Annotated in this window: 13 protein-coding genes; 6 read left to right on the plus strand and 7 right to left on the minus strand. The window is 71.9% G+C overall.

What is annotated here, in order from left to right; all coding sequences use genetic code 11:
• The 6 genes from ndk to rodA all read left to right on the plus strand — a co-directional run bounded on the left by ndk (window position 1) and on the right by rodA (window position 6,464).
• Entirely contained in the window at window positions 1-408 is a 408-nt protein-coding gene (gene ndk / locus K1X13_RS17895; RefSeq protein ID WP_221026494.1) for a nucleoside-diphosphate kinase, read from the plus strand.
• A 218-nt stretch (window positions 409-626) separates the two neighbouring features.
• A complete protein-coding gene (locus K1X13_RS17900; RefSeq protein ID WP_221026495.1) occupies window positions 627-1,652 on the plus strand; it encodes a rod shape-determining protein in 1,026 nt (341 codons plus the stop codon).
• A gap of 21 nt (window positions 1,653-1,673) precedes the next feature.
• A complete protein-coding gene (gene mreC, locus K1X13_RS17905) occupies window positions 1,674-2,579 on the plus strand; it encodes a rod shape-determining protein MreC (protein ID WP_225915343.1) in 906 nt (301 codons plus the stop codon).
• The gene (gene mreD, locus K1X13_RS17910; RefSeq protein ID WP_221026497.1) at window positions 2,579-3,091 is read left to right on the plus strand and encodes a rod shape-determining protein MreD; all 513 of its coding nucleotides are present in this window, start codon (window positions 2,579-2,581) and stop codon (window positions 3,089-3,091) included. The genes mreC and mreD overlap by 1 nt, the downstream gene beginning before the upstream one ends.
• Window positions 3,091-5,250, plus strand: coding sequence for a penicillin-binding protein 2 (mrdA, locus tag K1X13_RS17915; RefSeq protein WP_221026498.1), 2,160 nt, complete (start codon window positions 3,091-3,093; stop codon window positions 5,248-5,250). The genes mreD and mrdA overlap by 1 nt, the downstream gene beginning before the upstream one ends.
• Window positions 5,247-6,464 (plus strand): rod shape-determining protein RodA, encoded by a 1,218-nt coding sequence (rodA, locus tag K1X13_RS17920; RefSeq protein WP_221026499.1) that lies wholly within the window; start codon window positions 5,247-5,249, stop codon window positions 6,462-6,464. The genes mrdA and rodA overlap by 4 nt, the downstream gene beginning before the upstream one ends.
• A 44-nt stretch (window positions 6,465-6,508) precedes the next feature.
• On the opposite strand, the gene K1X13_RS17925 is transcribed toward rodA, so the two are convergent.
• Genes K1X13_RS17925 through K1X13_RS17955 form a run of 7 tightly spaced genes read right to left on the minus strand, consistent with a single transcriptional unit; the run spans window position 6,509 to window position 15,676 of the window.
• Window positions 6,509-7,843, minus strand: a complete 1,335-nt coding sequence (locus K1X13_RS17925; protein WP_221026500.1) for a UDP-glucose dehydrogenase family protein — start codon at window positions 7,841-7,843, stop codon at window positions 6,509-6,511.
• Window positions 7,840-8,958, minus strand: coding sequence for a phosphotransferase (locus K1X13_RS17930; RefSeq protein WP_221026501.1), 1,119 nt, complete (start codon window positions 8,956-8,958; stop codon window positions 7,840-7,842). The genes K1X13_RS17925 and K1X13_RS17930 overlap by 4 nt, the downstream gene beginning before the upstream one ends.
• Window positions 8,952-10,226, minus strand: a complete 1,275-nt coding sequence (locus K1X13_RS17935; protein ID WP_221026502.1) for a phosphotransferase — start codon at window positions 10,224-10,226, stop codon at window positions 8,952-8,954. The genes K1X13_RS17930 and K1X13_RS17935 overlap by 7 nt, the downstream gene beginning before the upstream one ends.
• Window positions 10,210-11,994 (minus strand): ABC transporter ATP-binding protein, encoded by a 1,785-nt coding sequence (locus K1X13_RS17940; protein ID WP_221026503.1) that lies wholly within the window; start codon window positions 11,992-11,994, stop codon window positions 10,210-10,212. The genes K1X13_RS17935 and K1X13_RS17940 overlap by 17 nt, the downstream gene beginning before the upstream one ends.
• Window positions 11,981-13,147 (minus strand): glycosyltransferase, encoded by a 1,167-nt coding sequence (locus tag K1X13_RS17945; RefSeq protein ID WP_221026504.1) that lies wholly within the window; start codon window positions 13,145-13,147, stop codon window positions 11,981-11,983. The genes K1X13_RS17940 and K1X13_RS17945 overlap by 14 nt, the downstream gene beginning before the upstream one ends.
• Window positions 13,147-14,385: a glycosyltransferase family 4 protein gene (locus tag K1X13_RS17950; protein ID WP_221026505.1), complete on the minus strand. Its 1,239-nt coding sequence runs from the start codon at window positions 14,383-14,385 to the stop codon at window positions 13,147-13,149. The genes K1X13_RS17945 and K1X13_RS17950 overlap by 1 nt, the downstream gene beginning before the upstream one ends.
• Complete coding sequence (locus tag K1X13_RS17955; protein ID WP_221026506.1) at window positions 14,369-15,676, minus strand: glycosyltransferase family protein; 1,308 nt, start codon at window positions 15,674-15,676, stop codon at window positions 14,369-14,371. The genes K1X13_RS17950 and K1X13_RS17955 overlap by 17 nt, the downstream gene beginning before the upstream one ends.
• Window positions 15,677-15,810: the final 134 nt, after the last annotated feature.

A 15,810-nucleotide genomic window follows, 5' to 3' on the forward strand; every position in this document is an offset into this window, starting at 1 on the left:
ATGTCTCAGCGCACTCTCGTCCTGTTCAAGCCCGACGCCGTCCGCCGCGGCCTGGTCGGCAACATCCTCAGCCGCTTCGAGTCGAAGGGCCTTGGCATCGTGGCCCTCGAGCTGCGCACGATCGACGGCACCAAGGCCGACGAGCACTACGCCGAGCACGTCGAGCGGGACTTCTACCCGCCGCTGCGGGAGTTCGTGACCAGCGGGCCGCTCGTGGCCTGCGTGCTCGAGGGTGACGAGGCGGTCGAGGTGGTCCGCGCGATCAACGGCGCGACCGACGGCCGCAAGGCCGCCCCCGGCACCATCCGCGGCGACCTCTCGCTGTCCAACCGCGAGAACCTCGTGCACGGCTCCGACTCGCCCGAGTCCGCCGAGCGCGAGATCAAGATCTGGTTCCCCGGCCTCTGAGCCTCCTTGCCGTACGGGCAGCTCCCCGTCCTCCGGCCTCCACCGGCCCGGACGCGCGGGAGCTGCCCGTTCCCGTACCCACCCCGGGGGAGTGACAGCGCCCACCGCCGCGCGTGTCCTGCCGGGATGTCACGCCTCCCGCTCTTAGGCTTTTCCCACGGGTCGGCCACGGGTTCGCCGACCCATGGGCGCAGCAAGTCGAGGGACGGCAGGACACCATGGCGAACAGCTTCATCGGTCGGGACATGGCCGTCGACCTCGGCACCGCGAACACCCTGGTGTACGTCCGCGGCAAGGGCGTGCTCCTCGACGAGCCGTCCGTGGTGGCGCTGAACTCCACCACCGGCGAGATCCTCGCCGTGGGCCACGAGGCCAAGCGGATGATCGGGCGTACCCCCGACAACATCACCGCGATCCGTCCGCTCCAGGACGGCGTGATCGCCGACTTCGACTCCACCGAGCAGATGCTCCGGTTCTTCATCCAGCAGGTGCACCGCCGCCGCTACTTCGCCAAGCCCCGCCTGGTGATCTGCGTGCCGAGCGGCATCACCGCCGTCGAGCAGCGCGCGGTGAAGGAGGCCGGCTACCAGGCCGGGGCGCGCCGTGTGTACATCGTCGAGGAGCCGATGGCCGCCGCGATCGGCGCGAACCTGCCGGTCCACGAGGCCACCGGCAACATGGTCGTCGACATCGGCGGCGGTACGACGGAGGTCGCGGTCATCTCGCTCGGCGGCATCGTCACGAGCCTGTCGATCCGCACCGCCGGCGACGACCTCGACCAGGCGATCATCGCGTGGATGAAGAAGGAGTACTCCCTGATGCTGGGGGAGCGCACCGCCGAGGAGATCAAGATGACCCTCGGCTCGGCCTTCCCGCTGCCGAAGGAGCCGGAGGCGGAGGTCCGCGGCCGCGACATGATCTCCGGCCTGCCCAAGACCGTCGTGGTCTCCAGCGCCGAGGTCCGCCAGGCCCTCGAGGAGCCGCTGCACGCGATCGTCGACGCGGTCCGCAGCACCCTCGACCAGACCCCGCCCGAGCTCGCCGGCGACATCATGGACCGCGGCCTCGTGCTCACCGGAGGTGGCGCGCTGCTGCGCGGCCTCGACGAGCGGCTGCGCCACGAGACCGGGATGCCGGTCCACATCGCGGAGGACCCGCTGCACTCGGTCGCCATGGGCGCCGGCAAGTGCGTGGAGGAGTTCGAGGCGCTCCAGCAGGTGCTCGTGTCCGAGCCGAGACGCTGACCGGGGTAGCTGACCATGGCCATGCGTGACCAGCACAAGCGTCCGTCGCGTACGACGCTGGTGCTCCTGCTGCTCGCGAGCTTCACCATCCTCACCCTCGACGCCCGCGGCGGCGACGACTCCCCGATCGACCCGGTCCGCTCCGTCGCGGGGGACCTGTTCGGTCCCGTGGAGGAGGCCACCGCCACCGTCGTACGCCCGTTCCAGGCGGTCCCGGAGTTCTTCACCACCACCGGCAGCCTGCGCCGCCAGGTGCAGCAGCTCGAGGCGGAGAACGCCTCGCTGCGCGGGCAGGTCGCGACCGGCGTCGTGGACCGCAACCGCGCCGCCGAGCTCGACGGGCTGATGCGCAGCTCCGCCAGCACCGGCTACGCGCTGGTCCCGGCCCGGGTCATCGCGCTCGGCCCCGCCCAGTCGTTCTCGCGGACCGTGACCATCGACGCCGGCACCACCTCCGGCATCCACCCCGACATGACCGTGCTCAACAACGACGGACTCGTCGGCCGGGTGATCCGCGCCGACCGCGGCACCGCGACGGTGCTGCTCGTGGTCGACCGGGAGTCCGTGGTGGGCGGCCGGCTCGGATCGAGCATGGAGGTCGGCTTCCTGCGCGGCCGCGGCGAGGTCGGCGACCGGGGCAGGCTCGACCTCGACCTCGTGGACAACGCGGTGACCCCGGCGCGCGACGACGTGCTCGTCACGTGGGGCTCGGAGAACGGCGCGCCGTACGTCTCGGGCATCCCTGTCGGCACCGTCACCTCGGTGTTCAGCAGCCCCCGCGAGCTGTCGAAGCGGGCGGTGATCGACCCGTTCGTGGACTTCTCGTCGCTCGACCTGGTCGGCGTCGTCGTCGCGCCCGACACCGAGAGCGACCGCACCGTGATCAAGGCCGGCGCCGCGGCGTCGGAGAACCCAGGAGCCGAGTGATGGCCGCCGTCCGCGCCCTCGTCCTCACCGTCGTGGTCACCCTGGCCGTCGTCCTCCAGGTGGCCCTGTTCCCGTACCTGTCCTACGACGGGGTGGTGCCCAACCTCGCGCTGCTCGTCGTGGTCGCGGCCGCGCTCGTCCGCGGTCCGGAGTTCGCCGCGGTGATCGGCTTCCTCGGCGGCCTCGCGATCGACCTCGCGCCGCCGACGGACCACGTGGCCGGGCAGTGGGCGCTCTCGCTGGTCCTGGTCGGCTACCTCGCCGGCCGGGTCCGCCACGACGCGCACACCTCCGCGGTCGCGGCCATCGTCACGGTCGCCGCCTCCTCCTTCGTCGGGACCTCCGTCTTCGCGCTCGGCGCGATGGTGCTCTCCGACCCGGCCGTGCCCGCGAGCGAGGCACTGGCGGTGATCCCGGTCGCCGTCGTGTACGACGTCCTCCTCACGCCCTTCGTGCTGCCGGTGATGATGCGGCTGTTCCGCCGTCTCGAGCCGCACCAGGTCGCCTACTGATGGCGGCCTCCTACCGTCGCGCCACCTCCCGCGAGAAGAGCCGCCTGCGGCTGATCGTGGTGCAGGCGCTCGTCCTGTCGCTGTTCGTCACGCTGTTCGCCCGGCTGTGGTACCTCCAGGTCCTCAGCGGCGAGGCCTACCAGGCGCAGGCCGCGGAGCAGTCGGTCCGCGAGCTCGTCGTGCAGCCCGCGCGGGGCCTCATCGTCGACGACATGGGCCGGCCGTTGGTCGCCAACCGCACCTCGTGGGTGGTCACCGTCGACCGGACCATGCTCAAGAAGATGGACGCCGACGCGCAGGAGTCCCTGCTGCGCCGCGTGGCCGGCACCGTCGGCTCGTCGTACAAGGACGTCGTGGCCCGGACCCTGCTCTGCGGGGAGCCCGGCTCGATCGCCGGCACCTGCTGGAACGGGTCGCCGTACCAGCCGGTCCCGGTCGCAGAGGACGTGCCGCAGGAGATCGCGGTGTCGATCCTCGAGGAGAGCGAGGACTACCCCGCGGTGCTCGCCGAGTCGCAGAGCGTGCGCGCCTACCCGTCGCCGTACGGCATCAACGCCGCCCACCTGCTCGGCTACCTCAGCCCGATCACGGAGGAGGAGCTCGACGAGGCGGAGGCCGAGAACGACACCTCGGTGCACGGTGCCTCGGTCGTCGGCCGCGCCGGCGTGGAGAAGCAGTACGACCGCTACCTGCGAGGCTCACCGGGCTTCCAGCGGGTCGCGGTGGACAGCATGGGCCGGGTCCTCGGCGACTCCGGCGAGGTGCAGGGCCGCGCCGGCGACACGCTGGTCACGTCCATCGACGCCCGCGTGCAGGCCGTGGTCGAGCAGCAGCTCGAGTCCACGATCAAGCTCGCCCGCAAGACCATGGACACCGTCACCGGCCGCCGGTACGTCGCCGACTCCGGCGCCGCGGTGGTCATGGACGCCACGAACGGGCGGATCGTCGCGATGGCCGGCCAGCCGACCTACGACCCGAGCGTGTGGGTCGGCGGCATCTCCTCGAAGGACCTCGGCCGGCTCTACTCCGAGAAGGCCGGCACGCCGCTGCTGTTCCGGGCCACCCAGGGCCAGTTCGCGCCCGGGTCGACCTGGAAGCCGATCATGACCGCCGGCGCGCTCTCCAACGGCTACAGCCCGAGCACCCGGCTGAACTGCTCCTCGTCGTTCACCGTGGGCAACCGCGCCTTCAAGAACTACGAGTCCGGCGCCTACGGCTACATCGGCTTCGACAAGGCGCTCCAGGTCTCCTGCAACACCTTCTTCTACCGGATCGGCTACAACTTCTGGCAGAAGTTCGGCAGCGACGTCTCCGACGTGAAGGCCAAGGACCCGCTGGTGGACATGGCCAAGATCTTCGGCTTCGGCCAGGAGACCGGCATCGACCTGCCGGGGGAGGCCAGCGGCCGGATCGCCGACCGGCAGTGGAAGCGCGACTACTACGAGGCCAACAAGGACTACTACTGCCGGCTCGGCAAGCAGGACGGCGACGACTTCCTGCACCGCTTCGCCCGCGAGTTCTGCATCGAGGGCTTCGCCTACCGGGCCGGAGACGCGGTCAACTTCGCCATCGGCCAGGGCGACACCATCGTCACCCCGCTCCAGCTCGCCCGCGCCTACGCCGCGCTGTCCAACGGCGGCACGCTGTGGGAGCCCCGCGTCGGCAAGGCGATCGTCGACCCCGAGGGCAACGTCGTGCGGACGATCGCGCCGCGCAAGCAGGGCACGGTGAAGGTCTCGGAGAAGACCCTGAAGTACATCGACACCGCCCTGCTCGGCACCACCCGCACCGGTACCTCGTCGTGGCGGTTCATCGACTTCCCGCTCGACGAGGTCAAGATCCGCTCCAAGACCGGCTCGGCCGAGGTCTACGGCAAGCAGAGCACCTCCTGGCTGGCGTCGTACGACGGCCAGTACGTGGTGATCATGATGGTCTCCCAGGGCGGCACCGGCTCGGGCACCTCCGGGCCGGCCGTGCGCAAGATCTGGGAGACCCTGTACGGCGTCCGCGGCTCCCGGGTCGTCGAGGACGAGGCCGCCCTGCCCGGCGCGAAGCCGCCGCTGGAGCTGCCCGTGTTCGCCAAGGACGGCGAGATCCTTCCCCCGCTGGTCAGCGCCCCCGAGCGCGCGGCCGACAGCAAGGCGAGGCGCAACCGATGACGATGACCGCCCCGATCCGCACCCGCTCCATCCGGGTCGACGGCCCGAGCCGGGCCAAGGCGCCGCGCCCCGACTGGGTGCTCATGCTCGCCGTGGCCGGGCTGCTCGTGATGGGCACGCTCCTGGTCTGGTCGGCCACCCTGGCCCGGGACGACCTCACCGGCGGCGACCCGCAGTCCTACCTGAAGAAGCAGCTGGTCAACATCGCGATCGGCGTGGTGCTCGCGGTGATGATCACCGCCACCGACCACCGGTGGGTGCGCATCCTGGCGCCGCTGGTCTACGTCGGCTCGGTGGTCGGGCTCGCGCTCGTGCTGGGGATGGGCACGACCATCAACGGCTCCCGCTCCTGGCTGATGATCGGCGGGCTGTCGATCCAGCCCGCGGAGTTCGCCAAGCTCGCCGTCGTGATCGGCATGGCCCTGCTCGTCGCCGAGCGCACCGAGGGCTCGTGGAAGCAGCGGGAGGTGCGCCACCTCGACGTGCTCGGCATGCTCGCGATCGCGGCCGTCCCCGCGGTGCTGATCCTCCTCCAGCCCGACCTCGGCACGATGCTCGTGCTGTCGGCCACCGTGTTCGGCGTGGTCGCGGTCTCCGGCGCGCCCCGCCGCTGGCTCGCCGCGCTCTCCGGCGGCGCGGTCGCCGCGGCGGTGGGCGCGGTCCAGGCCGGCATCCTCGACGAGTACCAGCTCGACCGGCTGCTGGCCTTCACCGACCCGTCCCTCGACCCGCTCGGCGCCGGCTACAACACCGAGCAGGCGCGGATCGCGATCGGCAACGGCGGCGTGTTCGGCCAGGGCCTCTTCGACGGGTCGCAGACGAAGTCCGGCTTCGTCCCCGAGCAGCACACCGACTTCATCTTCACCGTCGCCGGCGAGGAGCTCGGCCTGGTCGGCTCGGGCGTGCTGATCGCGCTGCTCGGGCTGGTCCTGTGGCGCGCGCTGACCATCGCCGCGCACGCCGAGGACCTGTTCGGCCGGCTCGCCGCCGGCGGCATCGCCTGCTGGTTCGGCTTCCAGGCCTTCCAGAACATCGGCATGTGCCTGGGGATCATGCCGGTCACCGGCGTCCCGCTCCCGCTGGTGTCGTACGGCGGCTCCTCGATGTTCGCGACGCTCATGGCGATCGGGCTGCTGCAGAACATCCACCTGCGCAGCGAGCGGTCGATGGGCCTCGGCGTGGCCCGCTCCCGCCTCGTCCGCTCCCGGTTCTGACGCCGGGCAAGGTCCGGACCGGACGGGGCGGGACCGGGCCAGGGTCACGCGCCGTTCAGGTGCGGGCGCCCCGGGGCCCGGTAGGACCACCCGGCGTCGCGCCACCGACGGGGGTCGAGCGCGTTCCGACCGTCGATGATCCGCGGCTCGTCGACGAGCGCGAGGAGCTCCACGGGGTCCAGACGCGAGAACTCCGCCCACTCGGTCAGGTGGAGCACGAGGTGGGCGCCGGTCACGGCGGAGGCGACACTGTCGGCGTAGTGCAGCGCGGGGTAGAGCCTCGCGGCGTTCGTGTTGGACCTGGGGTCGTAGACGGAGACCAGCGCACCGTGCAGGTGTAGCTGGGCGGCGACGCTCAGCGCGGGGGAGTCGCGCACGTCGTCGGTCTCCGGCTTGAAGGACGCGCCGAGCACGGCGATCCGGCGACCCAGCACGTCGCCCCGGCACTCCTCGACCGCCATCTCGACGATCTTTCGGCGCTGACGCATGTTGATGGAGTCCACCTGGCGCAGGAAGGTCAGGACCTCGCTCACACCGAGCTCGCCGGCACGTGCCATCAGTGCGCGGATGTCCTTGGGCAGACACCCGCCGCCGAACCCGAGCCCCGGCGTCAGGAAGCGGTGGCCGATGCGCACGTCATGCCCGATGGCCTCCGTCAACGTGAGGACGTCGCCGCCGGTCGCCTCGCAGAGCTCCGCCATGGCGTTGGCGAACGAGATCTTCGTGGCGAGGAACGCGTTGGCGCCGACCTTCACCAGCTCCGAGGTCGTGAGGTCGGTGACGACGACCGGTACGTCCCGGGCGAGCACGGAGGCGTACACGTGCCGGAGCACCTTCTCCGCTTCGGTCGAGGCCACGCCGAAGACCAGGCGGTCGGGTGCCAGCGTGTCGACGATGGCGTGTCCTTCGCGCATGAACTCCGGGTTCCAGGCCACCTCGACGAGGACGCCCGGAGGCGCCAGGGCACGGGACAGCTCGCTGAGCTCGGCGGCGGTACCGACCGGGACCGTGGACTTTCCGATCAGGAAGGTGGTCCGGGAGAGCCTCGGGACCAGCGACTCGACCACGGTGCGCACCTGCGTGGTGTCCGCGGCCAGCCCGTTGCGGCGTTGCGGGGTCCCGACGCAGATGAAGTGGACGTCCGCGTGGTCGGCGAGCTCCTGGACCGACGTCGTGAACCGGAGCTGTCCCGAGGCCGTATGGCGCTCCAGCAGGGCCGCGAGGCCAGGCTCGAAGAACGGTAGCCTTCCGGCCCTCAGTGCGGCGACCCGCGCCGCGTCGGTCTCGGCGACGAGCACGTCGAACCCGAGCTCGGCGAGACACGCCGCATGCGTCGTCCCGAGATAACCAGCACCGATGACTCCCACGCTCTCGCTCATGGGACGGCCCCCCTGTCCTTTGCCGGGTTGAGTAGGTCCTCGATCAGGTCCGCGGGCGCGTCGCGGAAGGCGTACACGGCGGCGAGGCGCAGCCGCGTGCTCAAGACGTAGCCGGCGGCCCTCGTCATCAGTCGCGGTCCGGGTGCATAGCCCTCCAGGAAGGCCGCTCGCGCGACCCACGGGCGGTCCGGCCGGCTCCGCGCGTGCAGCGCGCGGAGCTCGAAGTGGGCCAGGAGGTTGCCGACGTCCAGCGCAGGGTCCCCGGGCCCCAGCAGGTCGAGGTCGAGGAGGCCCACCGGTTGCCCACGGAGGATCATCACCTGCTTCTCGTGCAGGTCTCGGTGCACCGTCACGACCTGCGCGGAGTCCCTCTCCAGGAGCGCGCCCGCCCGTTCCAACCCGCCCCTCCACCGGTCCTCGGGGATCAGGCCGTGGTCGCTCGCCGCCGTCAGCCAGCGCCGACAGACACGCAGCTCCGCCTCCACGTCGTGGAGGGGCAGCGCCGCCGAGGGTGTCAGCTGGTGGAGCTCGCGAACCGCCGCTCCGACAGACTTCGAGGCGAGCGCCACGTCCTCGTCAGTGACGGAGTGGTCGCCCAGCTCGGCGTGGAAGGTGCGCCCCGGAAGTGGTGCCGTGGTGACGGTTCCGAGATCGACGTCGAGGTCCGTCAGCCGGGGGACGGCAATGCTGGGGATCCGGACCCTGAAGAGGGCGCTCGCCACCCGCCCGGCCAGCTCCGGTGGCATCACCTTGGTGTAGTCACCGTGCGCCTCGCGGACCACCGCGCGACGTTCGAGGCGGTGGGCCACGAGCTGGGCCCCGGGCCGCCGTAGCACCGTCCTCAGCGCCGGCAGGCGGGGATCCGCGCCTGGTTCGAGCAGCACGATGCCGGAGTGGTCAAGGGTCCAGGCAGCTCCGGCGCCGCAGGTCGCCTCGACGTCTGCTGCGACCGCCCCGCTCCGTGCCGGGTCTCGGTGCCACTGACCGGTGAGCACGCCCCGGCTGCTGTCCTGGATCTCGAGGTTCAGCTGGTCCGGACCCCGGGGGATGGCCTTCAGCAGGCGGAGACCGCTGTCCCCCAGCCGGGCGATCACCTCGTGCAGGCTCGTCACCATGGTCCCCGCTCCCTCCCGGTAGCGCGATCGCTCTCCTCCAACGCGGCGAGCCGGCACAGCTCGCGCATCCGGTCGGGCCAGTCGGGCTCCCTGTTGCGGAAGGGCTCGGTGGCCTTGCGCAGGAGGTGGGCCGAGCCGAGGACGGACAGCCGCCGACGTGCCGGCAGTGGCCGAACCGACTCGTAGCCGGAGTACATCGCCGCGAGGGCGCGCCGACCGGGCTCGTCGGCGTCCGTCTCGGCGAGTGCTGCCGCTGCACAGGCAAGGTCGACGGCCGGCTCGCCGAGCCGCGCGCCGTCGAGGTCGATGAGCGTGACGGCGCCGTCGTCGCCCCTGATGACCTGGTCGGCCGAGAAGTCGCCGTGCAGCACGGAGCCCGGGACACACCGCCCGACGTCGGCTCCGAGCCTGCGGGCGACCTCGGTCGCCTCGGGGGAGAGGTCGGGGAGCAGGGTCGCGACGGTGGTCGCCGCCGCACGCACGGCATCCGCCTGCGTCAGCGGGTCCTCCGGTCGGAGCCTGACGCCCTGGCGCTCGTGCAGGTGCGCCAGGGCTCGTCCGGCCGCGGCGAACGAGTCCAGGTCCGACAGGTCCCGGGACACTTCCCGGCCGTCCACCCAGGCGACCGCGGCCAAGCCGTGCCGATGTGACCAGCCGAGCAGCGGCGGGGTCCTCGGTGATCCGTTCGCCAGCTGCTCGTACGCCCGTGCCGGTCCCGGCATGACAGACCTCCGGTAGGCGCGCAGGACCACCGGCGGCCCGGAGGGGTCGTCGAGCACGCCGACCCAGCGCCGCTCCGGGTTGTGACGCACGGTGCGGGGGGACAGGGTGGACAGCCGCGGGCGCTCCGGGAGCACACGGCGCAGGAGGCGCTCCCGGGCCTGACGGTCGTGCAGCCTCGTCAGCGCGGGCAGGTCGCGGTCTCCCGCGAGGGTGGTCACGACGAGGGGGATGTCGAGATCGAGCGCGACCAGTGCGCCGGGCGGGGTGCGCCTGGCCGCCTTGGCCGCCTTGACCGCGCTCCGGTCGCTGTACGTCCGCGCCAGACAGGGGAGGGGCGCCGTCCCCTCGTCGCCCGGGCGCTGGAGGTCGAACGCGAGCACGCAGCTGAGGGTGGGCTTGTACCGGATCCGCGAGCTCCGGACGCGGCAGGGCGAGCCCGTCCGGTCCGAGACCCAGGCCGACAGTGCTGCATCGTCGAGCAGGATCCGGAGTCCCGGCAGCCCGGGATCCCGGTCGGCGAGTGCGTGGTCAGCCCAGCTGGACATCGGGCACGTTCCTTGCCTGGCGTGAGAGAACCTCGCCGGGGACACCGTCGTCGAGGACGGTGCCACGGTCGATCCAGATCACCCGGTCGCAGCCGAGCACGGCGTCGAGGTCATGGGTGATCAACAGGGTGGTGCGGTCGCTGGTCAGCCGTTCGAGTGCGGCGTACACCTCCCGCTCGGTCTGCTGGTCCAGGCCGGTCATGGCCTCGTCGAGGATGACGACCGCCGCGTCGCGCATCGCTGCCCGGGCGATCGCGATGCGCTGTCGCTCCCCGCCGGACAGGGTCGCGCCCCGCTCACCGACGATGGTGTCGTACCCCGAGGGCAGCCGCATGATGAAGTCGTGCGCCCCGGCCAGCCGGGCGGCGGCCACGATCTCCTCCTCGGACGTGTCCGGCAGCCCGTGCGCGATGTTGTCCCGGATGGTCGTGGCGAACAGCAGCGTCTCCTGGAGCACCACCGCGAGCTGCGTCCGGACCGAGTCCACGGTCAGGTCGCGAAGGTCCTGACCGTCGATCCGGATCTCTCCCTGTGTCGGGTCGCCGAGCCGCGACACCAGCATGGCGAGGCTGGACTTGCCCGCACCCGAGGGGCCGACGAGCGCGACCCGCTGGCCGGCGGGGATGTGCAGGCTGATGTTGCGCAGCACCATGCGCCCGGGCTCGTACGCGAGCCACACGTCGCGGAACTCGATCTCACCCTTGAACGGGTCTGCGGGCCTGGCGCCGGGCGCGTCGACGATGTCCGGCCTGACCTGGAGCAGGTCCGCGATGCGCTCGGCCGAGGCGCCCGCCTGTGCGATCCGGCCGGTGTACTTCGCCAGGTCGCGCATCGGCTTGAACGCCGCCTTGAGATAGGTGAGGAAGACCACCAGCTCGCCGGCCGTCAGCGCACCGGCAAGCGCCCGTCTGGCACCCACGTAGAGCACCAGCGCCGTGGCCAGCCCGACCAGCAGGTCGGTCTTGCGCTCGAGGCCGGCGGACAGCTTGGTCGCCTTCGCGCCGCTCTTGAGGGACTTGGCGTTCCCCTCGCCGAACCTCTGCTGCATCAGCCGCTCCAGCGAGTACGACTGCACCACGCGCATGGAGGAGAGCGTCTCGGTGGCCAGCGACGCCAGCGCGCCGTCGGCGCGACGCTGCGTCCGCGAGACGGTGGTGATCCGGCGGGTCATGTGCAGGGTCGAGAGGAGGAACGCGGGGAAGACGAGCAGGATGACCAGGGCCAGCTTCCAGTCGATGATCGTGACCACCACGAGCATGCCGACCAGGGTCAGCGTGTTGCCGGCCAGGGGCAGCGCGGCGGTCACCGCCACGTCCTTGAGCCGGCCGATGTCACTGGTGACCCGGGTGACCAGGTCGCCGGTCCGGGTGCGGTCGTGGAAGGTCAGCGGAAGCTTGTTCAGGTGGGCGTACACGTCGGCGCGCACCCTGCTCAGGATGCGGTTGCCCGCCAGCGCGAGGGTCAGCGTGTTCACGTACGAGGCCGTGGCCCGCATCGTGGTGAAGCCGACGAGCGCGAGACAGGCGACCACCAGCATGGTGGAGACGTCGGTCCCCGACGATGTGCCACCACCGGTCTTCACGATGCCGTCGATGACGTACTTCAGCGGCCACGGCTCGAGAAGGCGCATGCCCACCTCGGCGAAGAACGCGACCGAGCCGATGGCGAGCAGACGCCGCTCCGCGGCGAGATGCGGGCGCAGGTAGGGCGCGAGCCGCCGGATGCCCGACACCGAGTCCCGCAGGGTGGTGGGCCTATGCCGTGACATGGTCTGCTCCGGCCAGTGTCAGCACCCGCGTCACGACGTCGGCCCAGTCGTGCTGCTCGACGGCGGCCCGGCGGCCGGACCGCCCGAGCGCGGCCCGCCGTGCGCGGTCTGCCCGGAGGCCGGCGAGGGCGGCGGCGAGCTGTGCCGGGTCGGCCGGGTCGACCAGGACGCCGTGCCGGCCGTGACCGAGCGTGGACGTCAGCTCCCCGGTGCGGGTGGCGACGACGGGGAGGCCGGCCGCCAGGTACTCGTAGACCTTCAGCGGCGAGAAGTAGAAGTCCGGGACGGAGGGGTACGGCGCGACGGCGACGTGCATCCGGTGCAGGAGCGTGGGTATCTCGTCGGGCGGCACGGCGCCGGTCATCTCGACCACGTCGTCGAGGGAGAGAGCGCGGACCTGGCTCCGGATCGCCTCGCGCTGTGGCCCGTCCCCGACGACGAGCAGCCGGTAGCCGTCGTCGCCTGCGGCGAGCAGGGCAACCGCGCTGACCAGGTCCTCGACGCCGTGCCAGGGCTTCAGCGACCCGACGAAGCCTATGGTGAACGGCGTCTCGTCGGGCGGCTCGGCGGCCGGCCGCACCCTGTGGGTGTCGACGCCGTTGCCGACGACGTGGACGCGCTCCGGGTTCGTGCTGTGCGCCCGAGCCCAGGCCGCGACGCGCTCGCTGACGCACACGACTGTCCCGGCCCGCGACAGCACCTCGTGGGCCACCCGCTCGGCCGCCGTACGGTCGACCAGCACGCGGTGCAGGCTCTGCTCCTCGACCAGGGGGGCGTTGACCTCCACCACGCTGGGGACTCCGCGCTCGGCGGCCCAGGCCGTCGCCGAACGGCCCCAGAGCGCGTACCGCTCGTAGACCAGGTCGACACCGCCCTGGTGTGCCAGGTGGTCCAGAACGTCGACGACGTGGTCGTCCGCGCGCCGCAGGGCGTGCTCTCGCGCCCGTGCCGACTCGGCGGTGGCGACCGGAAGCACGTGCACCGGCATGGCGGGCAGGTGCGCGGGCCGGTCGTCGCCGACCCGGGCGGCGATCACCTGCAGCTGGTCTCCCCGAGCGGTCAGAGCACCCAGAACCGCCTGGACGTGCACCGAAGCCCCCTTGCGGCCGAAGACCGGGACTCCGGGGTCGGTGCAGACGTAGGCGACGCGCATCAGACGGTCACCACCCGGCGCTCCCGCGCGGCCTCGCGGATCAGCTGCCACAGGAGGGCGGTGTTCTTACGGGTGTCGAAGTTCGCCTCGACGTGCCTCCTGCCTGCTTCGGCGAGCCGGCACCTCAGCCCGGGCTGGTTGATCAGCGCGCCGAGGGCGGCGGCCAGCGCGGCCACGTCGCCCTCGGGCACCAGGAGCCCGGTCCGGCCGTCCACCACGGCCTCGGGGATCCCGGTGACGGGCGTTGCGACGACCGGGGTACCCAGCGCCAGCCCCTCCAGGACGACCGTCGGAAGACCGTCGCGATTGCCGTCCGCACCCACGACGCACGGAGCTGCCAGCGCGGCGGCCCCCTTGATCAACGCCAGGGTCCTGCCTTGGGGGAGCGGGCCGTGGAACGTCACGACGCCGGTGAGCCCCAGCGCAGCAGTCCGCGCGCGCAGAGCCTCCTCCTCCGGGCCCGCTCCCACGACGTCGAGCCGCACCGTCCGTCCGTCGCGGACCATCAGGGCGAGGGCGTCGAGCAGCCGGTCGAACCCCTTCTTCTCCACGAGCCGCCCCACTCCGACGACACGGGGTGGCCGGCGCAGGGGCGCGGACGGGAGGAGAGCCTCGAGGTCCAGCCCGTTGTAGATCCGCACCACCCGGTCCGCTCTCGCGCCGTACGTGGACCTGAGGAAGGCGAGGTTGTAGTCGCTGATCGTGACCGCGGCGGCTGCGTCCGCGAGCTTCTGACCGAGCTCAGCCGGGTTCACCTCGTCGTGGAACACGTCCTTGGCGTGTGCCGTGAAGCTGTAGGTCACCCCTGCCATCCGGGCCGCGAGGCGGGCGACCGTGGCCGCGACCGACGCGAAGTGTGCATGGAGATGGTCGACACCGTGCGCGACGACGAGACTCGCCAGCTCCACCGCCTGCGCCGCGTCCTCCGGGTCGACGGCGAGCAGGTGGGGGAGTGCGCTCTCGAGCGAGCCCGGCAGCTGCGCGTCGCCCAGTCGGAGGGTGTCCCAGAGGTCGGTCGGTTTCAGCTGGCGCTGCAGGTAGGTGACGGGCGCCCGCACCTGCGCCAGTGCCTCGTGGAAGTGCCCGTCGACCGGGGTGCGGAGCGAGAAGATCTCCACGTCCGCGCCCAGTGCCTCCATGGCCAGGATCTCGGTCAGGATGAAGGTCTCGGAGAACCGCGGGTACATCTTCAGCACGTAACCGACGCGCGGTCCGGACGGGTCAGACGCTGCCAGCATGACCGGCCTCCGTCCGCGCCGTACCGGGTGCCTCCGCGATCAGCTCCGCCGCGAGCCGGGGCAGCCTGGCCAGGCCGTCGAGGTCCACGGCGGCGTGGGCGCGCCTCGGCCGGGTCAGGGCCGTGGACAGCCAGCCGCCGATGTTGGACGGGTCGGGGTCCGCGCCCAGCACGTCGACGAGCCCGGCCTTCCGGAGCTGTTCGGCCCTCAGCGCCTGCTCGACGCGGGGGACGGTGCGGGGGAGGAGCAGAGCCGGGCGCCCCACCGGGAGGAGCTCGCACACCGAGTTGTAACCGGCCATCGAGACCGTGGCCGCCGCTCGCTCCACGAAGGCGGGCACGTCGGCCACGAACTCGAGGACGACGAGGTCAGGTCGCCTGCTCGCCGACGCGACCAGCTCGCCGAGGACCCCGCGGTCCATGTAGGGGCCGGTGATCAGGACCCCCACGTGACCCCGGGGGAAGGACGCGCCGGCGAACGCGCGAGCCAGGGCGGCACCGTCCTGGCCGCCCCCCACGAGACAGAGCACGAACGGAGAGTCCACGTCCTCCGCGGTAGGGGCACCGTTGGCCCGGCTCAGGCCCACCACGGCTGACCTACCTCGTGCCAGGTAGCCCGTGTACCGGACCTTGCTGCTCGTCGCCGCGGGCCAGCCGTACGCCACCGCTGGGTCGAAGATCGCCGGGTCGCCGTACACCCAGACGTCGTCGTACAGGTCGGCGATCGCCTCGTCGGTGCGGGTGAGCGCCCACTCGCGTCGGGTCTGGTCCACCCCGTCCAGGACGTCGCGGAGTCCGAGCACGGTGCTGGTGCCGTGCTGCGCGCGCACATGGGACAGCGGACGGTCCAGCTCACCGCCGACACCCCTCGCGACCTTGTCGACGATGAGCAGGTCGGGTGCGAACGTGGAGAGCGCTGCGTCCACCACGGCCTCGCGCATCGCCAGCACGTCGTCCAGGGACGTCGAGAGGACGCGGGCACTGTAGGCGCCCGTGGGGGCCTTGTGCAGGGTGGGGATGGTGACGACCTCGGTGCGCGGGGGCAGCGGGAGCGCCGCGACCTCCGGTGCCCCCGCGATCAGCAGCACGTCGGTGTCCGGCTGGTCGGCGACGATCGCCCCAGCGACGAGCGAGTTCCGGCGCACGTGGCCCAGGCCCTGGGTGTCGTGGGAGAAGAGGGCGACCCGTGTGTGCCGGCTGCCCACACCGGCCGCCAGCGGGTAGACACCCGCCGAAGGTCCCAGGAACGACGCCGGGAGATGACGCTTCAGTTTTGCCGGGACACGCGCCACAGGGGCCCACCTCCTCCGAGTGCAGAGTGGATTCCCATCGCTTACTCGACCGTAAGTCAGCCTCGGAAGTGCATGCATGACACACATGGGGCATAGAAGGGCCGCGCGCCGGTGTGTGCGCGGGACAGATCGGT

Origin of the sequence: Nocardioides jiangsuensis (assembly GCF_019679455.1) — a bacterium.
Taxonomy (GTDB): Bacteria; Actinomycetota; Actinomycetes; order Propionibacteriales; family Nocardioidaceae; genus Nocardioides_C; species Nocardioides_C jiangsuensis.